The following is a 21,634-nucleotide window of genomic DNA, read 5'->3' as shown; positions in this document are numbered from 1 at the left end:
CATGGGAACTCTCTATCTCGTGCGCCACGGACAGGCCAGCTTCGGCGCAGCGGACTACGACAATCTCAGCGCGCTCGGCAAGAAGCAGTCGGTGCGCCTCGGCGAATACTGGCGCGAGCGCGGCATGCAGTTCGATGCCGTCATCACGGGCACCTTGAAGCGCCATCGGCAGACCTGGGAAGGCATCGCCGAAGGTTTGGGGTTGAAGCGCGACGACGTCCTTCCCTGGCCGGGACTGAATGAATACGACAGCGAAGCGCTGATTGCGACCATTCACCCGGACAAGCTGGAGCGAGCCGACACGCCGGAGATGTACCGGCACCATTTCCGCCTGCTGCGCCAAGGGCTAGACAGCTGGATGCAGGGTAGGACAGAGCCAACCGGCATGCCGACCTACGTCGATTTCCTCGCGGGCGTGACGAGCGCTCTGGACCATGTTCGAGACAAGCACCACGGCGCGAAGGTGCTGGTGGTGTCGAGCGGCGGCCCCATCAGCACCGCGGTGGGCCATGTGCTGGCTACCAGCCCCGCCACGACGATCGAGCTGAACCTGCGCATGCGAAACACGGCGGTGACGGAGTTTGCCTTTACGCCGAAGCGTCACATGCTCGTGACCTACAACACGCTGCCGCACCTTGATGGCCCGGCGTACGAAGACTGGGTGACCTACTCCTGAACGGGTGGGACACAGCCCCCTTCAACCCAGCTGAGATAGCCTGCCGATCCGCCGGCAACCGGCATGCGAATGATCTCGGGCGTCTCATAGCTGTGGCGCTCGAGGATGAAGGACTCCAGCGCCGCATAACGTGCCTCGAGCGTCTTGATGTGCAGCACCCACTCGGGCTCGCGATGCAACGTGTCCTGCCATCTGTACAGGCTTCGCACCCGCTGCACCTGCACGCAGGCGGCCAGCCGCTGCTCGACGATCTCGGCCGCGAGCGTTTCAGCCTCGTCTTCGGTGCCGAGGCTGGTGGTCACAATGCAAAAGGCGGAGTTCATGTCCTTCTCACTTCTCCATTCGGAACCTGTCCAGAACCTACCCTTGCCAGACGCCGTAGCCGGCCTGGCGCAGCGCGATGCCGAGTTCCACTTCCATGTCCCTGGCCGCCTCGTAGGGCATCGGGTTGTACATCGCATAGAGCGCCGGCAAAAGCCGAAGGCCATGATCACGGACAAAGCCATTGGCCTGGATGCCGGCCTTGTGCTTGTCAAAGCGCACGTCCGGATCAAGACCGGTCATCCCGACATAGACAAAGGGCATGCCCAGCTTGTAGTCGGGATTCACGCGGCGAAAGCGCGCGGCATTCCACACCTGATCGCCGAGTTCCACCACGTACACATGGTGGTGATGGCGACTTCGTGTTTTCCGAACCGGCATGTCCTGCACCCAGAGGCGGTGTCGCCGCCGCGCGAACTCACTTCCGCTTGATCAGGCCGTAAAGGACCAACAGCACGATCGCGCCGACCACCGAAGCGATGAATCCCGCGCCCTGACCCGCCGTGTACCAGCCCATGGCCTGACCCACGTAGGTCGCTATCAGCGAACCCGCAATACCGATCAGCGTGGTAACGATAAAGCCTGCGGAGTCATCTCCGGGTTTGATGGCGCGTGCCACAAGGCCCGCGACGAAGCCAATCAGAATGGTCCAAACGATGCTCATAGGGTTCCTTCGGCGAAGAGTCGCGGTGGGGTTTTCATGATAGCGCCCGAGCCCCCTGGCGTCCTACACACGCATGGGTCGGACCGCGCTATACAGGCAGCATGCTCGAAAAACTCCCCGATGTGATCGGCCACGCGCTGCACGACGTCCGGGCCGGTCTCGACCAGATAGCGTTTAACACGCTCGGTTTGCGCCAAGGGATGGCTTCGATCAAGGTCGCCAGCTTGGCCTTTGCCGACCACGCCCCCCTGCCTTCGCGCTATACGGCCGATGGCGAGGGCGAGTCGCCACCGCTGCACTGGACCGACGTGCCGACCGGCTCGACCTCGCTGGTCCTGCTGGTGGAAGACGCGGACTCTCCGACGCCGCACCCGCTGGTTCATGCGATCGCAGTCAATTTCCCGCCGGGCGATGGTAATTTGCCCGAGGGTGCGCTTTCGCGCGACGACGAAGAAGGAAAGGTGTTTCGTGCGGGCCTCAATTCGTATCTTCAGGCGAGTTGGCTTCCGCCCGATCCGCCGCCCGGTCACGGCGTGCATCGCTACGCTTTCCAGATCTTCGCGCTGGGCGCCCCGCATGACTTTTCGGCGACCCCTGGCCGCGATGAAGTTTTCGACGCGCTGAAAGAGCATGCCATCGCGAGCGGTCTCCTGATCGGCACCTGCGAGCGGCCCGACGGTTCGATCAAGATCAAGGATCTCGCGCCGACGGGGCCCTTGCCGGCCGGCTGAAGATCCGTGGGACCGCGGATCCGCTTTTCGAACGCTTCAGGGCAATGGCCCGGTGTTTGCTGTGGTCAGCGGCAAACGCGCCACTTCCGCCAGCAGGGCGGCCAGTTGCGCAGCGCTCGCTTCGACCAGCGCGCGGCCTTTTTCGGCGGTCGCCGCCGCGGCATTGCCAGCGGCGCCTTCTGGGTTGTAGTCTTCCATCGCCCAGCCGAGTTTGGCGCTCCGCCCGTTGCCAAGGACCGAATAGTCGACGGCCCGCTGTCGCGAAGTCGAGCCGAAATCGCGAGCGGCCTCCATGTCGACCTGACCGGGAGACAGGGCCAGCATCATCGAGGTCTCCATCTCGCCGGCATGGACGCCGAACCGATGCTCATCGTCGCTGAACTGAGTGGCAGCCTCTCCGAGCGGGAGGTTGAACCAGCTCGCGCTGTAGACGATAAGACCGTGCGCCGCACGAAGTTCGCGCGCCACGATGTCCATCGCACCGACGTGCCCGCCATGGGCGTTGAAGAGCACCAGCTTTCTGACGCCGGCACGCGCAACGCAGGCGCCAATCTCGCTCCATAAACGGATCAGCGTTTCCGAAGACAAAGTGAGGGTGCCCGGGAAGCGTGCGTGCTCGGGGCTCAGGCCAACATGCTGGGTCGGCAGGAACAGCACCGGCAGATCGGGCGGCAGCAGCGGAAGGGCAGCCTCGACGATGCCATCCACAAGCGTCGAATCCACGCTGAGCGGCAAATGCGGACCGTGCTGCTCCGTGGCGCCCAACGGGAGCACTGCAACGGTGGTCGCCGGATCGAGCGCGCGAAAGTCGCGCGTCGTGAATCGAGACCAGTAGCGGCTGGGGGGAGCTTTCATCCGGGCAATCTTAGTGCCCTGCGAGGGGTTCCACTTCTGCTTCTGCTTCTGCTTCTACTTCTTCTTCGCCACCCGCCAAACCGTATTGCCCACGTCATCGGCGACCAGAAGCGCGCCGCTCTTGTCCAGTGCAACGCCGACGGGCCGACCCTGCGCCTTTTGGTCGGCATTCAAGAAGCCGGTGAGAAAGTCGACCGGGGGACCGCTCGGGCGACCGCCGACGAAGGGCACGAACACCACCTTGTAGCCCGCGAGCGGCTTGCGGTTCCATGAACCGTGTTCGCCGATGAATACGCCATTGGCGAACTGCGCCGGCATCCCTCGCGGGCTCGAAAAGACGACGCCGAGCGGCGCCCGGTGCGAGCCAAGGGCGTAGTCAGGTGCGATCGCCTTGGCGACCATGTCCGGTCGCTGCGGGACGACGCGATTGTCGACATGCCCACCGTAGTAGCTCCACGGCCAGCCATAGAACGCGCCCTCCTTCACCGAAGTGAGATAGTCGGGCACGAGATCGCTGCCAAGCTCATCACGCTCGTTGACGACCACCCAGAGACTCTTCGATTCGGGCTCCCAGGCCGCCGCGGCGGGATTGCGCAGGCCGCCGGCAAAGAGGCGCTTCTGCCCGGTCTTCGGATCGACCTCCCACACCGCGGCTCGTCCTTCTTCGGCCGCAAGACCGTTTTCACCGGCATTGCTGTTCGAGCCGACCGTCACGTAGAGCTTGGACCCGTCACTGTTCGCGACAACGTCCTTGGTCCAGTGATGATTGATGCCCGCGGGCAGATCGGTCACCAGCGTCGGAGTCGCCGTGACGGTCGTCTGGCCTTCGGCGTACGGAACCTTCACCAGCGCATCGGCGTTCGCGATGAACAACTCGTTGCCGACCAGGACCACGCCAAAAGGCGAGTTGAGGTTCTCCATGAACACCTGCCGCACATCGGCCACCCCGTCGCCGTTGGAATCCCGCAGGAGCGTGATGCGGTTGGCACTCGGCACGCCCGCCCCGGCGCGGTTCTGGACGATCTCCTGGACCTTTGCCCTGATGCGCGCCATCAGGCCGTCGCCGCCGTCATGGCTGCCTTCCGGCGGGGGCGGCTTGTTGCTTTCGACGACGAGGACATCGCCGTTTGGCAATGTGTAGACCATCCGCGGATGGTCGAGCCCCCGGGCAAGCGGTGTCACCGCAAACCCTTCGGGAGCCGTCGGGCCGGCAGTGTCCGTCCAGCCGATGGCAGGCGCGATGTTGAGCGTGGGGATCAGCGTGCTCGTGGGCGGAGGCAATTCGGGCGTTGCGCCGATGCCGGCGTCCGGCGGCAGTTTCGCGGCCTCGCCACAAGCGCTCAACGAGATCGCAATAACCAGCGGCAGGGCCAGCGGGGCGATCGCGGAGCGGGCATGAATGCGGAGCATGGTCTTCATGGGTCGAGGTCCGTCCAATCTCAATCTGTAACCATGCATCTTGAGGCATTCGCCGCGTCCGACTGTCGGCGACGGGCGCTTTCGAGCGTGGGCACACCCCGCCGCGCCCGCACCGCTACCATCGCGCAATGACCGACGATCTTTTTCGCGCCGACGCGTATCTGCGCGATTGTGAAGCCCGCATCCTGAGGATCGAGGAAGGTGGCGTCGTGCTCGACCGTACCGTGTTCTATCCGCAGGGTGGCGGCCAGGCGGGCGACAGCGGATGGCTCGAACTCAGCAGTGGCCGCCGGTTGGCCATTGCCGATACACGCAAGGCCAAGGATGTCGAGGGCAGGCCCACCACGGACATCCTGCACGTGCCGGCGCCCGAACAGTCCGCGATTCTCGATACCCTGAAGCCCGGCGAACCCGTAGCCGCGCACATTGACTGGGAGCGCCGCCACAAGCTGATGCGCTTTCACACCGCCACGCATCTGCTTTGCCATTTGGTTCCTCAGCCGGTCAACGGCTGCTCCATCACCCCCGAGTACGCTCGCCTCGATTTCCACATGACGGAGCCGCTTGACAAGGAGACGCTCACCGCCGGTCTCGCAAGGCTTGTTGCTGCCGGCCATCCTCTCGCAGTGGGCGCCATCACGGATGACGAACTGGACGCCAACCCGGCGCTGGTCAAGAGCATGAGCGTTCAGCCGCCGCGCGGTTCCGGAACCGTTCGCACCATCCGCATCGGCGAATCCGAGCAGATCGACTTTCAGCCCTGTGGCGGAACGCACGTGGCGAACACGCGCGAGATCGGCTCGGTCGTCGTGACGAAGATCGAGAAGAAGAGCGCCAACAGCCGGCGCGTGGTGCTTGGATGGGCATCCTGATTTCGCACTGGAACTTCGCCCTGAACACCCGCTCGGACTGACGGCATGGAATTTTTATCCTCTCTACGCATCGCGGGTTTCGCTTTTGCGGCGCTTTCCGCGCTCACAACCTGCATGCCGGCGGCCGCGCAGTTGAGCTCCAAGGTGGGCTCGGTGGTCACGACACCGCACGTGCGCGCCGAACTGATTGCGAATGCGCCGGTCGGCGTTTCGCCGGGGGCGCCCGTCTGGGTCGGGTTGCAGATCACGCATCAGCCTGAATGGCATACGTACTGGAAAAACGCTGGTGATTCCGGCCTTCCGACCGAGCTCACGTGGTCACTGCCACCTGGCGTGTCGAGCGGCGACATCGCTTGGCCAGTGCCAAGAAAGATCCCCATCGGCAATCTCGCCAACTACGGCTACGAGGGGACAGTGTTGCTCCCCGTGCAACTCACGGTAGCGCCCGACTTCAAACCGGCCACGGCGCTCACCGGCGCCGGCGAACTCGATGTGCGGCTCAAGGCATCCTGGCTCGTATGCCGCAAGGAATGCATCCCCGAAGAGGGCGAGTTCCGGCTCAAGCTGCCGCTGCAAAGCTCGACAGCACTTCATGCAGGCGAATTCGAATCGGCATGGGCTGCGCAGCCCGTGCCTCTCGCGAAAGCCGGCCAAATTTCCATCGCTGGCGACAAGCTCGAGGTTCGCGTCGAAGGCCTGCCTGATCCGGCGCACGGAAAGACGCTCGAGTTTTTCCCCGAAACGGGCGAGGTGATTCACACCGCCGCGATACTCGGAAAGGACTGGAATCAATCGTGGGACGGCGCGACCTGGACTGCGACCGTGCCGCTCGCCGAGCAACGCAGCGCCAGCCCCGCGGTGATGCCCGTCGTGGTCGCACTCTCCGAAGGCGATCGGCAGCCCGGCAAGCCATTTGCGTGGAGAACCGAAGCTCCCGTCAGCGGCAATTGGCCTACCGTCGCGGCCAAAGCACAGGTGACACCAGCGCTTCAGGCAGCGCTCGACGCCAACAGCAGCGGAAGTGGCAACGCCCCAGTGAGCCGCCCTTCCGGCACGCTCTGGGTCGCGCTGCTTGGCGCCCTTTTAGGAGGCTTGCTCCTGAATCTCATGCCCTGCGTGTTTCCGGTGCTGGCCATCAAAGTGCTCAGTTTTACCCGGCGAGCGGAAGACCAGCGCGGCCACCGCGTGGCTGCGCTCGCCTATGCAGGCGGCGTCATCCTGTCCTGCCTCGCGCTCGGCGGCGCGATGCTGGCCTTGCGGGCTGCGGGAACCCAGCTGGGTTGGGGATTCCAGTTGCAGTCGCCTGCGGTCGTCGCGGCACTGGCGGCGCTGTTCACGCTCATCGGGCTCAATCTCGCCGGACTGTTCGAATTCGGAAACTTTGCATCGCCCTCCCTGGGCGCTGTGCAGGCGCGGCATCCAGTGGCCAACGACTTTCTTTCGGGGGTGCTCGCAGTCGTGATCGCCTCGCCTTGCACTGCACCTTTCATGGGCGCGTCGCTGGGCTTCGCGATCGGATTGCCGGCCGTCGAGGCCTTGCTGATGTTCGGGGTGCTCGGCTTTGGGCTGGCGCTGCCCTATCTCGTCGCTGGATTCGTGCCTGCAATCGCCCGCCTGTTGCCGAAGCCGGGGCCCTGGATGGACACGCTGCGCCGCCTGCTCGCCTTCCCGATGTTCGCCACGGTGGCGTGGCTGGTCTGGGTCCTGGGCCAGCAAAGCGGCATCGACGGCGCGGGCGCGCTGCTCGGCCTGCTGATCTGCCTGGCCGCGATTGCGTGGGCACTGACGCTGGGTGGCCGCACGCGCGTCGCCATGACAGGGCTCGCCCTTGCGGTGACAGCGGTACTGGCGGTCGCGATCGGCGGGAACGTCGTCAAGACGACGGAGCCGCTCCAGAGCGAAGCTGCTGCCGTCGAACGCTGGCAGCCTTGGTCCGCTCAGCGGGTTGCGGCGTTGAACGCGGGCGGACAGCCGGTGTTTGTGGACTTCACCGCCGCCTGGTGCGTGACCTGCCAATACAACAAGAGAAGCACTCTTTCGGATGATGCCGTGCTGGCGGACTTCGCCGCCAGGAACGTCGCGTTGCTCCGCGCCGACTGGACGCGCCGCGATCCGTCCATTACCGCCGCCCTGACGGCATTGGGGCGCAGTGGCGTGCCCGTCTATGTGCTTCAGGCGCCGGGCAAGGCGCCCATCGTGCTGACCGAAATCCTGAGCAAGAATGAGGTGCGCGCGGCGCTGGCGGCGCTTTGACCCTGCAGCAATACGGGTTGTCACATGCGCTTGAAGAATCCGTTCTAAGCTGTGGTGGTTGTTGCGTATTTCTCATTGGAGGTCAAAGCTGACCATGTCACCGTCGTCATCTTCCGAATCCCGTTCCTTTCGCGCCGCACGCCAAGCCAGGGCGGCCCTGACCCGGGCTTCACGGCGCGCCGTCATGACGGCTGCCGTCGCGCTCGGCGCCACTTTCCTCATGAACGCCCAAGCCATGGCTGTCCCCGCTGTCGGCCAGCCGGCTCCCGATTTCATTGCCGTCGACACTGCCGGCAACCAGCATCGCCTCTCAGACTTCACCGGCAAGTACGTGGTGCTCGAATGGACCAACCCCGGCTGCCCGTTCGTGCGCAAGCACTACGGCAGCGGCAACATGCCAGCCACCCAGAAATCGGCAACGGGCAAGGGTGTCGTCTGGCTGGCCATCAACTCGACCGAACGCGCTGCCAGCGACTACCTGAAGGCCCCCGAACTGGAAGCCTGGATGCACGAACAGTCGGGTGCGCCGACCGCCGTGCTGATGGACGAAGACGGTGTGATCGGTCGAGCCTACGGTGCACGGACGACGCCGCACATCTTCATCATCGACCCGAAAGGCACGCTCGTATATGCCGGCGGCATCGACAGCATCGCTTCGGCGCGCCCCGAAGACATCAAGACAGCTGCCAACTACGTGAACCAGGCGCTCGGCGAGGCTTTCGACGGCAAGGCGATCAGTGCCGCGACGACGCGGCCCTACGGCTGTTCGATCAAGTACAAGACCTGAGTCACAAGACCCGGGTCGCCGAAGGCTGCGGCCAAGCCCCTGCGACAATCGCGGGATGCCTTTTGCCCCCTTGAAGAACGACACTTTCCTGCGCGCCTGCTGGCGCCAGGCCACTGACCACACGCCTGTCTGGCTGATGCGCCAAGCTGGGCGCTACCTGCCAGAGTACGTTGCCACCCGTGCAAAGGCCGGCAGCTTCATGGGCCTGGCGACCAATGTCGACCACGCGACGGAAGTCACACTCCAGCCGCTCGAGCGCTACCCGCTCGACGCTGCCATCCTGTTTTCCGACATCCTCACTGTTCCCGACGCCATGGGACTCGGGCTTTCGTTCGAAGTGGGCGAAGGGCCGCGCTTCGCACGACCCGTGCGAGACGAGGCGGCAATTTCGGCCCTCGAAGTGCCGGACATGGCCAAGCTGCGCTATGTGTTCGACGCGGTCGCATCGATTCGAAAGGCCCTTGACGGCCGCGTACCGCTGATCGGGTTTTCAGGCAGTCCCTGGACCCTGGCCTGCTACATGATTGAAGGCGCGGGTTCGAGCGACTATAGGCAGGCCAAGACGCTGCTCTACAGCCGCCCCGACCTCATGCACAAGCTGCTCTCCGTGAACGCGGATGCGGTGGCCGCTTATCTGAATGCCCAAATTGCGGCCGGTGCCCAGGCCGTGATGGTGTTCGACAGTTGGGGTGGCGTGTTGGCTGACGGCGCATTCCAGGAATTCAGCCTCGCGTATACGGCGCGCGTTCTATCGCAGGTTCAACGCAATGGCCCTGACGGCGAACCCGTGCCGCGGATCGTATTCACCAAAGGCGGCGGCCCGTGGCTGACAGACATGCGCGCGCTGGATTGCGAAGTATTGGGCCTCGACTGGACGACCAATCTAGGCAAGGCACGAGCGCTGGTCGGCGAAGGCACCGGTGGCAAGGTGCTGCAAGGAAACATCGATCCCAACGTGTTGTTCGCGCCGCCCCGGCAGATCGAGGCTGAAGTGGCGAAGGTCCTGCAAAGCTTTGGGCGGCCGCACACTGACATCCAAAGCACAGGTCCGACCCACATCTTCAACCTTGGCCACGGTATTAGCCAGTTCACCCCGCCGGACCAGGTCGCGGTGCTCGTCGATGCTGTTCACGCGCAGTCGCGGGCACTTCGCGCCTGAGACGATTGTTATCAGTTGTAAACACAAGACGAGCGATCAGCGCTTTGTCAAGGGGGCAAAAAGCGTAAGGGCCGACTGACTTATGCACAAAACACCTGTTGCGGTGCGCAAAAAATATCTGAGGTCCGATGCCGATGCTCCTAAAGGGATAGCGCAGCTAAGTCATTGATTCATAAGGGGATTGAACTTTGCGGTTTTTGCGAGCATTCCAACGGAAGCCTTGATTTTCAAGGGCTGCCGTTGAATCCAGACCCGATATCAACAAAGTTATCCACAGAAAATCTGGATGAACCGCAAAGCGCATCAAAATCAACAACTTAGGTCGTTTTGTTCAAGGTACCTTTAACAAACAAGCGCAGCGGAGATCGCGGTTGAACTGGCGCGTCGACGTCGCAGTTCAGACTCCTGCCCATAGCGCACTAGGGGATGTCCTTAGTTACGCAAGTGGCGCGCCGGTGACGCCGGGCGCTTTGGTGCGGGTGCCATTGGGACGCCGTGAGGTGCTTGGCGTGGCTTGGGCGACGCATGCGGAGGCTGCCGAGGCTGCCGAATCCGGAGCACCGGGCGTGGAATTGAAGTCCATCGGCGCGGTCCTTGATGCGCTCGCGCCGCTCGGCGATGCCTGGCGAGATCTGGTGGCCTTTGCGGCTCGCTATTACCAGCGTTCCCTGGGTGAAATCGCGCTGGCCGCCTTGCCACCGCAGCTTCGCGACTTGTCGAGCGTGCAATTGGCTCGGCGCCTGAAGCGAAAGAGCACGTCAGCGCCCTCGAATGCCGACGCTTTCGCTCCTGTTTCCGTGATCCTCAGTGACGAGCAAACCGCGGCCTTGGCGCGCTTCGAGGCCGAACCCGGGCCGTTCTTGCTTTTCGGTAGCACTGGAAGCGGAAAGACCGAGGTCTATCTTCGCGCCGTAGCGGCGCTCCTCGACCGCGAACCCGAAGCACAGGCGCTGGTGATGGTGCCCGAGATCAACCTGACCCCACAGTTGGAGGCCCGCTTCAAGGAGCGGTTCGCAAGCCGCTTCGGCGCGGATGCGGTCGTCTCGCTGCACAGCGGCATGACGAATCCGCAGCGTCTTGCGAGTTGGCTCGCCGCTCACAGCGGCGCGGCTCGTATCGTGCTCGGGACCCGGATGGCGGTGTTCGCCTCCATGCCCACGCTGCGACTCATCGTCGTCGACGAAGAGCACGACCCCAGCTACAAGCAGCAGGAGGGCGCTCGCTATTCCGCACGCGATCTGGGGGTGTGGCGCGGTCATCGCGAAAACGCGAAGGTGATCCTCGGCTCCGCCACCCCCTCACTCGAAACCTGGCACCAAAGCCGGCCGCCGTCAGGAGAAGATGCAGGCGGCCGCTATGCGCGGCTGGCAATGCCTTCGCGCATCGGCACCAGCTTGCTCCCCACAGTGCGACTGGTCGATATGAACCTTCAGCCGCCCAGGACGGTCTTGTCGGTCGCCCTGCTCGATGCCATCGGCCAGCGCATTGCGCGAGGCGAGCAAAGCATGGTGTTCCTCAACCGGCGCGGCTACGCACCCGTACTGGCATGCGGCGACTGCGGTTGGAAAAGCGAATGTCCACACTGCAGCGCTTATCGGGTGTTCCACAAGATCGATCGCACGCTGCGCTGCCACCACTGCGGTTTTGCCGAACGCGTGCCGCGCACGTGTCCAGCCTGCGGCAATCCCGATATCGCGCCAGTCGGCCGCGGCACCGAACGGCTTGAAGAACACTTGGGCGAGCTTTTCGCGCCCGTCCAGCGACCGGATGGAAGCGCAGTGCGAATCGCCCGCATCGATGCCGACAGCACTCGCAAGCAGGGCGCCCTCGAATCGCAGCTGGCGGCAGTGCATGCAGGCGAAGTCGATGTGCTCGTGGGCACGCAGATGATCGCCAAGGGGCACGACTTCAGGCGAATCACGCTGGTGGCGGCCGTCAATCCGGATGGGGCGCTGTTTTCGAGCGACTTTCGAGCGCCGGAGAGGTTGTTCAGTCTGCTCATGCAATCTGCGGGACGGGCGGGCCGTGACGCGGCGTACTTGATGTCGCAAGGTGCGACCGCCGAAATGTGGATTCAGACGCACCATCCGCAGCATCCGCTTTTTGCGGCCTTGCGGCGCCATGACTACCCCGCCTTTGCTCAGCGCGAACTCGAAGACCGCGCCGCCGCCGGCATGCCGCCGTTCGCGTTCCAGGCGCTTTTGCGCGCGGACGCTCGATCGCAAGAGGTTGCGCAGGCGTTTCTCGCTTCAGCGAGTTCCGCGGCTGAAAGCCTCGCTGGGTCGGAATGGGTCACGCGCTACCCGCCGGTTCCGCTCGCGATTCAGCGCGTTGCCAATGTGGAGAGAGCGCAGATGCTGGTCGAAAGCCAATCCCGGGCAGCCTTGCAACGATTGCTCGCAGCCTGGCAACCGCTGTTGCATGAGCTGCGGCGGACGCCCGAAGGCAAGGGGGTGATCCGCTGGCTGGTCGACGTCGACCCGCACAGCATCTGATCGCCCCCGCAAAATCGCTCGGGCCTACAGCAAGCCGACCGGCTCCTTGCCCATTTCCACGTACTGCAAACTGGAACGCCGTCTTCGATTTGCCGCCCCTGGCCACGCCAACAACACCGCAGCGAGCAGGTAAATGGCGAGCGCCACACCCGTACCGAGGGCACCCACGTGCCACAGCCAGGTGACGACGGCCAGGCAAACCAAGGAAAGCACCCCTCTCATCAAAGTTGTCATGTCAACTCTCCCGATCAGGAACTCACTTTAGCAGCGACTTTGAGAACCTAAGAACTATCCACAGGCAATATTTCGCACTACCTCTGGCTGCCTCCAATGTGCGGTCAAAGAAATACTCCCAACGGGGCTTGACGATGCGCAGGGGCGATGTCAAATCTATGTAGATGGCGGACTTATTTCGAGTCCTGCAAGGGGTGGAATCGTGAAATCGCCGTTCGGAGTACTGTGGGGACTGTCGCTCGCATGTCTGGTCTGGGGGGCGCAAGCGGCCGATCTGGAATTGGAAGGCGACCGGCTGCTGGTCAGCGGAATGCTCGACGGCAGCGCGATCAAGTTGTTCGAGGAGCATCTCGCCAGCGGCAAGGTGCGAACCGTCGTCTTCGAGAACTCCCTGGGCGGCACCCCCGAAATCGCCAGCGACTATGCGCGCACTATCCGGGCCAAAGGCGTCAATACGGAGGTCCGCGGCCAGTGTCAGGCGGCGTGCGCTTATGCCTTCCTGGCCGGCCGGGAGCATCGCTTCGGGCGCGGGTTCCAGGTCAATGGCTTGCTCATACCGGTTTCCGCTCGCCCGCGCCCGGCGGACCTCACAGGCCGCTGGGATGGAGAAGACAGTTACCGAACTCTTGCCGAATTCATCGGCCCCGCGCCCGGCGCTCCTGCAGCGGGGCAGGACCCGGCCGGTGCGAGCACAGCAAGCGTTGCCACTGGCACCGCCACGGCCATCTCAGCGTCCGCGTCCAGCCCGGCCGTCGCGCCAAGGGAGCGCTGGCAACCGAATCAGGGCGTGCTCTTCGTCTCCACGCCCACATTGTTCGGCCGCGTATACAACAGCTTCTATTGCGACGGCACGCAGGGGCGTGACATGTCCCGATGCGAGTTGCTCCCCGATGCCGACCCGTACAAGCTGGGCGTCCTGACGCCGTGAGTCGAACCCGCCTCAGTGGATCAAGCCCGCCGCAAGAGGGAAGGTAAAGAAGGCTGCAACCGTCGTCCAGAGAATGATCCGGGCGATGCGGTCGTTGTCGGCGCCGAATCGCTCGGCGAGCATCGAAACATTGCTGGCGCTTGGGAGCGCCGCCACGAGCACGATCGCGACCAGTGCCGGCCGCTCCAAAGGCACGCCTAGCGCCATGGCGCCGCGCGCGATGCCGTAGACCAGGAGCGGATGCGCGACGAGCTTGATCGCGATGATTGGCAAGACGTCGCGCAATGGCGCGGGGCGCGGCGATGCCCGTGCGCTGCCCATGGCCCGCGCAACTGCGGCGCTGGCCTGGTGTTCGCGCGCCAGCAGCGAAGCACGCGCGAGCACCGCGCCAATGGTGAACAAGGCCACGGGCGATGCGGCGTCGGCCAGCATTGCGATGGTGCGGTCCAACGGGCCCGGCAGGATGGCGTGCGTCGCCGACGCCAGCACGCCGAGCAGAATCGCCCACGGCAGCGGATTCTGCAGAACGCCACGCAGTGCCTGCCGCAAGGCCTTGCCGCCGCCGTGCTCATCGGCCGCCTCGAGGCGCGACAGGGCGATGCACAGCGACGAGGTCACGATCATGTCGAACGCAATGCTGATGATCGTTGGCGTCGCGGCCTCCGCACCCAGGAGCGCCACCAGCAGCGGAACCCCCATGAAGCCCGTGTTCGGAAAAGCGGCCACCAGCGCGCCAAAAGCCGCATCGTTCCATCCAATGCGCTCATTGCGGCTCACGGCAACGGCGGCGCCCACGACCAGCAGTGCGCTGAGACCCCACACCAGCGCGACGCCCGCATCGAGCAGCTGCCCGACGGGTGCGCTCGCGCCGAAGCGAAACAACATGCACGGCAGCGCAAAGTAAAGAACGAAGACGTTCAGGCCTGGAATGGCTGCCAGCGGCAGGGCTCCGCCGCGGGTGGCGGCATAGCCGGCGGCTATCAAGGCAAAGAAGGGAACGGTGACGAGGAAGATCTGGAGCACCGGGCAATTGTCCCTGGCACGACTTAACGCAAAAAGCTGCGTCGGTCTACCACATCTGCTCGCCGCGAGCGAAACGGGCCGCCCGTATCATTGCGCGCTTTGCGCTTCCCGATCTCTCGCCTCCATGTCTTCCGGTCTCAATCTCGCGCAGCAAGAAGCGGTCAACTATATGCACGGGCCTTGTCTGGTCCTCGCGGGTGCGGGTTCCGGCAAGACGCGCGTCATTACCCACAAGATTGCGCGGCTGATCCAGGCGGGACTGGAGCCCAAGCGCATCGCGGCCATCACCTTCACCAACAAGGCCGCCGCGGAGATGCGCGAACGTGCAAAGAGCCTGATCGGACGCGAAGCGAAACACGTGATGGTCTGCACCTTCCACGCGCTCGGCGTACGCATGATGCGCGAGGACGGCGCGGTGCTGGGCCTGAAGCCGGCCTTCAGCATCCTCGACAGCGACGACGTGACGAAGATCCTCAAGGATGCGGGCGGCACCACCGATGCGGCCACGGCACGCATCTGGCAGTGGACCATCAGCAAATGGAAGAACATGGGCTTGAACGCCGCGCAGGCCGAAGCGCAAGCAACCGACGACAACGAGCGCATCACGGCCCGCATCATGGCGCGCTACGAAGAGCGGCTCGTCGCCTACCAGAGCGTCGATTTCGATGACTTGATTGGCATGCCGCTCAAGTTGCTGCAGCAGTTCGATGAGGTGCGCGCAAAGTGGCAAGCTGCGCTCGGCCACATTCTGGTCGACGAATACCAGGACACCAACGCCACGCAGTACGAAGTCCTCAAGGCGCTGGCGGGCGAGCGCGGGCGCTTCACCGCCGTGGGCGACGATGACCAGTCGATCTACGGCTGGCGAGGCGCCACGCTCGACAACCTGAAGAAGCTGCCGATCGACTATCCCAAGCTCAAGGTGATCAAGCTCGAGCAGAACTACCGCAGCACGAGCGCGATCCTGCGAGCGGCCAACAATGTCATCGGCCCGAATCCCAAACTCTTTCCCAAGACGCTGTTCAGCGAACTCGGCGAAGGCGAGCCGGTTCGTGTCGTCGATGCGGACAGCGAGGCGCACGAAGCCGAGCGCGCCGTCGCACGCATCCAGAGCCTGCGAGCCGGCGACGCCATCACGCAGGGGCAGCAGCACAAGGAGTTTCGCGACTTCGCGATCCTCTATCGTGCAAACCATCAGGCCAGGGTGATCGAGCAGGCGCTGCGCAAGGCGCAGATTCCTTACAAGGTCTCAGGCGGGCAAAGCTTTTTCGATCGAGCCGAAATCAAGGATCTGTGCGGCTGGTTTCGCCTATGGGTCAACAACGACGATGATCCGGCCTTCCTGCGCGCCGTGACCACGCCCAAGCGCGGCATCGGACACACGACGCTCGCGAGTCTCGGCACCTTCGCCAGCCAGTACAAGCTGAGCCTTTTCGAGGCGTTGTTCAGCCCTTCGCTGCCGAGCGTCATGCCCAAGCGCGCGCTGGAAGGTCTTCACGAGTTCGGCCGCTACATCAATGACCTGGAGTACAAGGCGCGTCGCACGATGGGCGCCGAGGACTCGCGTGCATTCCTTGCCGAGTGGCTCAAGGAAATCGACTACGAGAAGCACCTCTACGACGGCGAGGAAAGTGAACAAGCCGCTGCGAGCCGTTGGACCAACGTGCTGGAGTTCTGCGACTGGATGTCCCAGCGCTGCGGCGGGCAGATCGACGACGCTTCCGGAGCGACCGTCGAGAGCGAGCGCAAGAGCCTGCTCGAAGTCGCGCAGACGATCTCGCTGCTGTCGACGATCAGCGAACGCGAGAAGGACCAGAACGTGGTCACCCTCTCGACGCTGCACGCATCCAAGGGATTGGAATGGCCCCATGTGATGCTGATCGGCGTCACGGAAGGGTTGCTGCCCTTCAAGCTCGACGACGATGGCGGCCGTCAGGAAAAGATCAGCGAAAGCACGCTGGAGCGCCTGCAGGAAGAACGGCGCCTCATGTATGTGGGCATCACGCGCGCACAGCGCAGTCTCGCAGTGAGCTGGACCAAGCGACGCAAGCAGGGCCGCGAGATGGTCGCCGCGCAGCCGAGCCGCTTCATTGCCGAGATGGCGCTCGACAAGACGACGGCCAAGGAAGACCCGCGGGAAAAGCTCAAGGCATTGCGCGCGGAATTCGCGAGGAAAGTTCAGGACAACGCAGCAGCCGCCGCGGCTGCCGCATCCGCGCCATGAAGCGAACGATCTGGGTCTGGATGGCAGTTTGCTGCCTCTTTTCGGGGTGCGTTGCTGTTCAGGACCCCGCCAGGTCGGCAGGGCCGGCGCCGGCGCGTTCGGCTGAACAGATCGCGAACTGCCCCGCCAGCGGATCGGAGATGCCGCTCGACGCGCTCTTTGGTGAATGGGAAGCGCGCTTCGAAGGCATCGCTGGCATTGCCAAGGTGCAGCTTGCCAAGCATCCCGACTATGCAGGTGTGCGGGGCACCATCACGCGCGGCGAAGGAACTGCCGCCACCGTGGCCCAACTCGCGGGCGACATCGACGACCAAGGCATGCTAAGCCTCGACGAGTCGCAGGACGGCAAGGCCATCAGCGGAGTCTGGCTCGGTGAACTGGGACCCGGCTCTTGCGGCAGCCAATGGCGGGGCATCTGGCGCAACGCCGCCGACGACAGCAATCACCCTTTCACGTTGACCAAGATCGGCAACGCCGGGACTGAACGATGAATTCACGTTTTCTCTATATCGGTGCACTCTTCTGCGGGTTCGGTGCGACGGGCGCCATGGCAGAGGCCGTGGACAAGCCACCGAGCCCGTTGGCTCAATCCGAACTGACATGGCAGGCCTGCCAAGGGCTCTCGGGGCCGGCCAACAGCGAAGCTCGACTCGCCTGTTTCGATCGATGGGCGCAGCAGCAGACGTTGCCGGCCGCTGCAGTGCCACCCGCACCTCCGGTGCTCGCGGAAACGCTGCCGCCCGTGGATGCCACCGTGCCCGCCACGCGCGTGATCACCCTCACCAGCGAGGATGGCTGCCGCGATCGCCAGTACTCTCCCCTGTCGCGATTCTGGGAACTGGAGGCAGGCAGCAATTGCGGCACCTTCGGCTTCCGCGGCTACAGACCTCTCAGCGTGGGCATCGGCGCGGCGGCCCAGGCTCCGGAAACCGCGACTTCGCCGGCACCGAACCACACGGGCGTCGACAGGCCTTACCAAGCACAGGACATGCGCATCGGCCTGTCCTTGCGCACCAAGCTCGCGCAAGGCTTGCTCACGGGGGATGATCCGGTCAAGAAGGACGCTCTCTGGTTTGCTTATTCGCAGGCATCGACCTGGCAGGTGTTCAACGAAGAGCTTTCGCGCCCCTTCCGCACCACCGATCATGAACCGGAGGTGATGTACACCTACCCGTCCGATTACCAACTCCCCGGCGGCTGGCGCCTGCGCTATACAGGCCTGGGACTGGTGCACCAATCGAACGGCCAGGACCTGCCGTACTCAAGAAGCTGGAACCGCGTCTACCTGATGGCGGGTGCGGAGTTGGGAGACCAATTCGTGATCACGGGACGCGTGTGGAAGCGAATCAAGGAAAACGCAGCCGACGACGACAACCCCGACATCACCAAGTACCTTGGCAACGCCGACCTCAGGGTCGGCTGGCAGGTCGACCGCCTCAACCAACTCGGGGTGTCGGTTCATGGCGGCAAGGGCGGCATCAAGCTCGAATGGTTGAAGGCGATCGGCGATCCGGTGAAGAGCAACCTGCGCTTTCAGACGCAGCTCTTCTATGGCTATGGCGACACGCTGGTCGACTACAACCGCAAGCGCACGGTGTTCAGCGTCGGATTGGCGCTGGTCGATTTCTGAGGCTAGTGCGGCACTTCGACTGCCGCAGCGCTTGCGGCCGCGCGACGCGGACTGCGAATAAGCAGCAGCAGTGGAATCGCCGCCAGGGTGACGACCATCATGATCCCGAAGTCGTCCAGGTAGCCGATCAGCACACCTTGCCGCGTGACCTCGCTGTTCAGCATGGCCAATCCGGTGGAAGTGGCAGGATTCAACATCTGCGGCAGGTTTGCCAAAGCGTGATTGCCGGGCCCGACCGTCGCCGCCAAGGTCGCGTGAGCCTTGCTGGAGCCTTCCGTCAGTAGCGCCTGGACGATCGAGATACCGACGCTGCTGCCGATGTTGCGCAGCAGGCTGAAGATGGGCGTGCCCTGGTTGCGCAACCGCGGCGCCAACGTCGCGAAGGTCGCCGTGGACAGCGGCACGAACGTGAATCCGATTCCCAGGCCCTGGATGAACCCTGAAGTAATGATCAGCGTGCTGTCCATCTGAAGGGTCATGCTGGTCATCTGCCAGAGCGAGAACGCTGTCAGGCTGAAGCCCACCGCCATGATCGCCCGCACGTCGACGCGCTGCACCAGCCGACCCACGGCAATCATCGCGATCATGGTTCCGATGCCCCGCGGCGCGGTGACTTGGCCGGTGTAGATCACCGGGTAGTCCATCAGCCCCTGCAGAAAGCTCGGCAGCAGCGCCATCGTGCCGTACAGGATCATCCCCACGATGAAGGCGAACAGCAGGCCCGTCACGAAGTTGCGGTCCTTGAGCAGGTCGCGATCGAAGAAGGAAACTCCCTGGACGGTCCACGTGTGGACCACGAAGAACGCAAAAGCAACCAGCGCAGTCACGGCTTCGAGCCGGATCTCCCAGGAATCGAACCAGTCCATCTGCTCTCCGCGGTCAAGAAAGAGCTGCAGCATGCCGATCGCGATGCTCAGCGTGATGAAGCCGAACAGGTCGAGGCGCTCGCCCTGTGGACGGCTTTCCGGCAGATAGCGCACGATGCCCCACAGCGCGAAGATGCCGACCGGCAAGTTGATGAAGAAAACCCAGCGCCAATCGATGTTCTCGGTCAGCCAACCGCCCAGGAGCGGGCCGAGAATCGGCCCGACCATGATGCCGGCGCCCCAGATCGCCATCGCCTGGCCGACCTTCTCGCGAGGGTTGATGTCCAGCAAGACGGCTTGCGACAGCGGCACCAGCGCCGCGCCGAACACGCCTTGCAGCAGTCGCGCGGCAACGATCTCGACCAGCGAGGTCGCAATTCCGCACATGGCGGAGGCGATCGTGAAGCCCACGATCGAGACGATGAAAACCTTGCGCCGGCCCCAGTGGCCGCAGAGCCAACCCGTGAGCGGCAAAGCAATGGCCGCTGCCACGATGTATGACGTGAGCACCCAGGTGATCTGATCCTGCGACGCTTGCAGGCTCCCCTGCATATGAGGCAGCGCGACATTGGCAATGGTCGTGTCGAGCGCCTGCATGATGGTGGCAAGCATGATCGAGACCGTGATCAGCCCCCGGTGCGCGACAGCATTCTGAAGACTCGGTGCGGTCATTTGCCGGTCCCTGCGGCCGCGTCGAGCGCGATCAGCCCATCGCGCGCCTTCCCGAGCAGGATGAGAAGCTGAGCACGCTCTGCCGGCGTCATGTGCGCGAGCGCCCGCGCATGCAAGCCGTCGCCGATGGTCAGCGCTGCGTCGAGCGCCTTCTCCGCGCTGGGGGCCAGGCGAACTTCATTCATGCGTCGGTCATTGGCGCTTGCCTGCCGATAGACCCACCCCGCCGCTTCCAGCCTGTCGCACAGCCCGCCGACGGCCATGGCGCTCAGATCCAGGCGCTGCGCCAGTTCGACCTGCGAAAGCGGTCGCTCATCGTCATGCATGGCCAGCACCCCAAGCAGACGGCATTGCGCACGAGAGAGGCCGATGCGCTCACGCGACAGCCGGTCGAATTGTTCACCATAGCGCTTGGCGACATCGTTGACCAGGAAGCCGAAGCGCTGGGAGAAGTCTCTTTTCATAAGCGCCGTGATTATAAATATGCTTATGAATTCTGGCCTGCGACCGACAGGGCCGGGCGTGCGACCGCGCCTACCAGGTCGGTTCGCGTTCGGGAGTCGCCGTGATGTGATGGATCGACAGATCCGCGCCGTCGTATTCCTCTTCCTGCGACAACCGCAAGCCCAAGGTCGCCTTGAGCGTGCCGTACACCGCCGCGCCTGCCAGCGCAGCCCAAGCCACACCGATCGCGACGCCGATCAACTGGGCCATCAGGCTCACACCGCCGATACCGCCGAGCGCCTTGCTGCCGAAGATGCCTGCCGCGAGACCGCCCCAGGTTCCGCAAAGGCCATGAAGGGGCCAGACGCCAAGGACATCGTCGATACGCCACTTGTTTTGCGTGAGCGTGAACATCACCACGAAGATTGCGCCCGCCACGCCGCCGACGACCAATGCCCCCAAAGGGTGCATGAGGTCGGAGCCCGCACAAACGGCCACCAGGCCGGCCAAAGGGCCGTTGTAGACGAACCCTGGGTCGTTCTTGCCCAGTGCCAGCGCCACCAGCGTGCCTCCGACCATGGCCATCAACGAATTCACCGCCACGAGTCCTGAAATCCTGTCGAGCGTCTGCGCGCTCATCACGTTGAAGCCGAACCAGCCGATGCAAAGGACCCACGCGCCCAAGGCCAGGAAAGGAATGCTCGACGGCGGATGAGCGCTCAGCGAGCCGTCGCCGCGATACCGGTTGCGGCGTGCCCCAAGCAGGAGTACCGCGGGCAGCGCCAGCCACCCCCCGACCGCATGGACGACCACGGATCCGGCGAAATCGTGGAACTCGCTCCCGGTCACCGAAGCGATCCAGGCCTGGATGCCGAACGCCTTGTTCCAGGCAATGCCCTCGTACAGAGGGTAGACAAATCCGACGATCACCGCCGTGGCGATCAACTGCGGCCAGAACTTGGCACGCTCCGCAATGCCTCCCGAAATGATCGCGGGGATCGCAGCAGCGAAGGTCAGGAGGAAGAAGAATCGCACCAACTCGAAGCCGCTCTTCGCGGCGAGTTCCTCGGCGCCCACAAAGAAATGCGTGCCGTATGCCACCCCATATCCGACCAGGAAATAGACAACCGTGGAGACGGAGAAGTCCACGAGGATCTTCACGAGCGCGTTGACCTGATTCTTCTTGCGGACTGTGCCGAGTTCAAGAAATGCGAATCCGGCATGCATGGCGAGGACCATGACTGCGCCCAAGAGGAGGAACAGCGCGTTCGCGCCCTGTGTTAGTGCGTCCATGAAAGCTTGCGGGAGTTTTGGCGTTGAAGTGGTGCGCTTTGCCTCTATTGGCAAATGCGCCGCTTCCGCAAGCAAAAGTGGTGCCTAC

Annotated in this window: 21 protein-coding genes; 11 read left to right on the top strand and 10 right to left on the bottom strand. The window is 63.9% G+C overall.

From position 1 onward, the window contains the following. Position 1 precedes the first annotated feature (1 nt). On the top strand, positions 2–676 hold the full coding sequence (locus AC1DEK_RS28845) for a histidine phosphatase family protein (RefSeq protein ID WP_478128747.1): 675 nt from the start codon (positions 2–4) through the stop codon (positions 674–676). Here AC1DEK_RS28845 and cutA read toward each other — a convergent pair. Genes cutA through AC1DEK_RS28830 form a run of 3 tightly spaced genes read right to left on the bottom strand, consistent with a single transcriptional unit; the run spans position 667 to position 1,661 of the window. After that, on the bottom strand, positions 667–999 hold the full coding sequence (cutA, locus tag AC1DEK_RS28840) for a divalent-cation tolerance protein CutA (RefSeq protein ID WP_478128746.1): 333 nt from the start codon (positions 997–999) through the stop codon (positions 667–669). The genes AC1DEK_RS28845 and cutA overlap by 10 nt on opposite strands. 37 nt (positions 1,000–1,036) lie before the next feature. After that, the gene (locus AC1DEK_RS28835; RefSeq protein ID WP_478128745.1) at positions 1,037–1,378 is read right to left on the bottom strand and encodes a hypothetical protein; all 342 of its coding nucleotides are present in this window, start codon (positions 1,376–1,378) and stop codon (positions 1,037–1,039) included. Between the two features lie 37 nt (positions 1,379–1,415). After that, positions 1,416–1,661, bottom strand: coding sequence for a GlsB/YeaQ/YmgE family stress response membrane protein (locus AC1DEK_RS28830; RefSeq protein ID WP_286571615.1), 246 nt, complete (start codon positions 1,659–1,661; stop codon positions 1,416–1,418). A 101-nt stretch (positions 1,662–1,762) separates the two neighbouring features. Between AC1DEK_RS28830 and AC1DEK_RS28825 the strand changes: the two genes are divergently transcribed. Continuing rightward, a complete protein-coding gene (locus AC1DEK_RS28825) occupies positions 1,763–2,392 on the top strand; it encodes a YbhB/YbcL family Raf kinase inhibitor-like protein (RefSeq protein WP_478128744.1) in 630 nt (209 codons plus the stop codon). Positions 2,393–2,428: 36 nt separating this feature from the next. On the opposite strand, the gene AC1DEK_RS28820 is transcribed toward AC1DEK_RS28825, so the two are convergent. Beyond that, a complete protein-coding gene (locus AC1DEK_RS28820) occupies positions 2,429–3,247 on the bottom strand; it encodes a creatininase family protein (RefSeq protein WP_478128743.1) in 819 nt (272 codons plus the stop codon). A gap of 54 nt (positions 3,248–3,301) precedes the next feature. Beyond that, positions 3,302–4,657 carry a PQQ-dependent sugar dehydrogenase gene (locus tag AC1DEK_RS28815; protein WP_478128762.1) on the bottom strand — a complete coding sequence of 452 codons (1,356 nt, stop codon included), beginning with the start codon at positions 4,655–4,657 and terminating at the stop codon, positions 3,302–3,304. A gap of 137 nt (positions 4,658–4,794) precedes the next feature. Here AC1DEK_RS28815 and AC1DEK_RS28810 point away from each other — a divergent pair, with 137 nt between their 5' ends. From AC1DEK_RS28810 to priA, 5 genes are all read left to right on the top strand, one after another. Further along, positions 4,795–5,538 carry an alanyl-tRNA editing protein gene (locus tag AC1DEK_RS28810; protein ID WP_478128742.1) on the top strand — a complete coding sequence of 248 codons (744 nt, stop codon included), beginning with the start codon at positions 4,795–4,797 and terminating at the stop codon, positions 5,536–5,538. Positions 5,539–5,652: 114 nt separating this feature from the next. Further along, positions 5,653–7,791 (top strand): protein-disulfide reductase DsbD family protein, encoded by a 2,139-nt coding sequence (locus AC1DEK_RS28805; RefSeq protein ID WP_478128761.1) that lies wholly within the window; start codon positions 5,653–5,655, stop codon positions 7,789–7,791. A gap of 94 nt (positions 7,792–7,885) precedes the next feature. Continuing rightward, a complete protein-coding gene (locus tag AC1DEK_RS28800) occupies positions 7,886–8,578 on the top strand; it encodes a thioredoxin family protein (RefSeq protein ID WP_478128741.1) in 693 nt (230 codons plus the stop codon). A 55-nt stretch (positions 8,579–8,633) separates the two neighbouring features. Beyond that, positions 8,634–9,737, top strand: a complete 1,104-nt coding sequence (hemE, locus tag AC1DEK_RS28795) for a uroporphyrinogen decarboxylase (protein WP_478128740.1) — start codon at positions 8,634–8,636, stop codon at positions 9,735–9,737. 371 nt (positions 9,738–10,108) lie between these two features. After that, positions 10,109–12,232, top strand: a complete 2,124-nt coding sequence (gene priA / locus AC1DEK_RS28790; protein WP_478128739.1) for a replication restart helicase PriA — start codon at positions 10,109–10,111, stop codon at positions 12,230–12,232. A 24-nt stretch (positions 12,233–12,256) separates the two neighbouring features. Here priA and AC1DEK_RS28785 read toward each other — a convergent pair whose 3' ends face one another. Beyond that, entirely contained in the window at positions 12,257–12,466 is a 210-nt protein-coding gene (locus AC1DEK_RS28785; RefSeq protein WP_478128738.1) for a hypothetical protein, read from the bottom strand. 202 nt (positions 12,467–12,668) lie between these two features. Between AC1DEK_RS28785 and AC1DEK_RS28780 the strand changes: the two genes are divergently transcribed. Beyond that, positions 12,669–13,394, top strand: a complete 726-nt coding sequence (locus AC1DEK_RS28780; protein ID WP_478128737.1) for a hypothetical protein — start codon at positions 12,669–12,671, stop codon at positions 13,392–13,394. A 12-nt stretch (positions 13,395–13,406) separates the two neighbouring features. Here AC1DEK_RS28780 and AC1DEK_RS28775 read toward each other — a convergent pair whose 3' ends face one another. Continuing rightward, on the bottom strand, positions 13,407–14,417 hold the full coding sequence (locus tag AC1DEK_RS28775; RefSeq protein ID WP_478128736.1) for an AEC family transporter: 1,011 nt from the start codon (positions 14,415–14,417) through the stop codon (positions 13,407–13,409). A 124-nt stretch (positions 14,418–14,541) separates the two neighbouring features. On the opposite strand from AC1DEK_RS28775, the gene AC1DEK_RS28770 reads away from it, so the two are divergent. Genes AC1DEK_RS28770 through AC1DEK_RS28760 form a run of 3 tightly spaced genes read left to right on the top strand, consistent with a single transcriptional unit; the run spans position 14,542 to position 18,271 of the window. Further along, complete coding sequence (locus tag AC1DEK_RS28770) at positions 14,542–16,641, top strand: ATP-dependent helicase (protein ID WP_478128735.1); 2,100 nt, start codon at positions 14,542–14,544, stop codon at positions 16,639–16,641. Beyond that, positions 16,638–17,132, top strand: a complete 495-nt coding sequence (locus AC1DEK_RS28765; protein WP_478128734.1) for a hypothetical protein — start codon at positions 16,638–16,640, stop codon at positions 17,130–17,132. Before AC1DEK_RS28770 ends, AC1DEK_RS28765 begins: the two co-directional genes overlap by 4 nt. Beyond that, entirely contained in the window at positions 17,129–18,271 is a 1,143-nt protein-coding gene (locus AC1DEK_RS28760; protein WP_478128733.1) for a phospholipase A, read from the top strand. Before AC1DEK_RS28765 ends, AC1DEK_RS28760 begins: the two co-directional genes overlap by 4 nt. Before the next feature lie 2 nt (positions 18,272–18,273). Here AC1DEK_RS28760 and AC1DEK_RS28755 read toward each other — a convergent pair whose 3' ends face one another. From AC1DEK_RS28755 to AC1DEK_RS28745, 3 genes are all read right to left on the bottom strand, one after another. Continuing rightward, a complete protein-coding gene (locus AC1DEK_RS28755) occupies positions 18,274–19,809 on the bottom strand; it encodes a DHA2 family efflux MFS transporter permease subunit (protein WP_478128732.1) in 1,536 nt (511 codons plus the stop codon). After that, the gene (locus AC1DEK_RS28750; RefSeq protein ID WP_478128731.1) at positions 19,806–20,273 is read right to left on the bottom strand and encodes a MarR family winged helix-turn-helix transcriptional regulator; all 468 of its coding nucleotides are present in this window, start codon (positions 20,271–20,273) and stop codon (positions 19,806–19,808) included. The genes AC1DEK_RS28755 and AC1DEK_RS28750 overlap by 4 nt, the downstream gene beginning before the upstream one ends. A 70-nt stretch (positions 20,274–20,343) precedes the next feature. After that, positions 20,344–21,546 (bottom strand): ammonium transporter, encoded by a 1,203-nt coding sequence (locus AC1DEK_RS28745; RefSeq protein ID WP_478128730.1) that lies wholly within the window; start codon positions 21,544–21,546, stop codon positions 20,344–20,346. Between the last annotated feature and the right edge of the window lie 88 nt (positions 21,547–21,634).

The sequence above is a fragment of the Variovorax sp. 10N420 genome (assembly GCF_056394705.1).
This window is presented reverse-complemented; position numbering and strand designations above follow the sequence as displayed.

Coding starts and splice junctions, on each gene's coding strand:
- AC1DEK_RS28845 (WP_478128747.1), top strand. CDS start 2: ATGGGAACTCTCTATCTCGTGCGCCACGGACAGGCCAGCTTCGGCGCA.
- cutA (WP_478128746.1), bottom strand. CDS start 999: ATGAACTCCGCCTTTTGCATTGTGACCACCAGCCTCGGCACCGAAGAC.
- AC1DEK_RS28835 (WP_478128745.1), bottom strand. CDS start 1,378: ATGCCGGTTCGGAAAACACGAAGTCGCCATCACCACCATGTGTACGTG.
- AC1DEK_RS28830 (WP_286571615.1), bottom strand. CDS start 1,661: ATGAGCATCGTTTGGACCATTCTGATTGGCTTCGTCGCGGGCCTTGTG.
- AC1DEK_RS28825 (WP_478128744.1), top strand. CDS start 1,763: ATGCTCGAAAAACTCCCCGATGTGATCGGCCACGCGCTGCACGACGTC.
- AC1DEK_RS28820 (WP_478128743.1), bottom strand. CDS start 3,247: ATGAAAGCTCCCCCCAGCCGCTACTGGTCTCGATTCACGACGCGCGAC.
- AC1DEK_RS28815 (WP_478128762.1), bottom strand. CDS start 4,657: ATGCTCCGCATTCATGCCCGCTCCGCGATCGCCCCGCTGGCCCTGCCG.
- AC1DEK_RS28810 (WP_478128742.1), top strand. CDS start 4,795: ATGACCGACGATCTTTTTCGCGCCGACGCGTATCTGCGCGATTGTGAA.
- AC1DEK_RS28805 (WP_478128761.1), top strand. CDS start 5,653: ATGCCGGCGGCCGCGCAGTTGAGCTCCAAGGTGGGCTCGGTGGTCACG.
- AC1DEK_RS28800 (WP_478128741.1), top strand. CDS start 7,886: ATGTCACCGTCGTCATCTTCCGAATCCCGTTCCTTTCGCGCCGCACGC.
- hemE (WP_478128740.1), top strand. CDS start 8,634: ATGCCTTTTGCCCCCTTGAAGAACGACACTTTCCTGCGCGCCTGCTGG.
- AC1DEK_RS28785 (WP_478128738.1), bottom strand. CDS start 12,466: ATGACAACTTTGATGAGAGGGGTGCTTTCCTTGGTTTGCCTGGCCGTC.
- AC1DEK_RS28770 (WP_478128735.1), top strand. CDS start 14,542: ATGTCTTCCGGTCTCAATCTCGCGCAGCAAGAAGCGGTCAACTATATG.
- AC1DEK_RS28765 (WP_478128734.1), top strand. CDS start 16,638: ATGAAGCGAACGATCTGGGTCTGGATGGCAGTTTGCTGCCTCTTTTCG.
- AC1DEK_RS28760 (WP_478128733.1), top strand. CDS start 17,129: ATGAATTCACGTTTTCTCTATATCGGTGCACTCTTCTGCGGGTTCGGT.
- AC1DEK_RS28755 (WP_478128732.1), bottom strand. CDS start 19,809: ATGACCGCACCGAGTCTTCAGAATGCTGTCGCGCACCGGGGGCTGATC.
- AC1DEK_RS28750 (WP_478128731.1), bottom strand. CDS start 20,273: ATGAAAAGAGACTTCTCCCAGCGCTTCGGCTTCCTGGTCAACGATGTC.
- AC1DEK_RS28745 (WP_478128730.1), bottom strand. CDS start 21,546: ATGGACGCACTAACACAGGGCGCGAACGCGCTGTTCCTCCTCTTGGGC.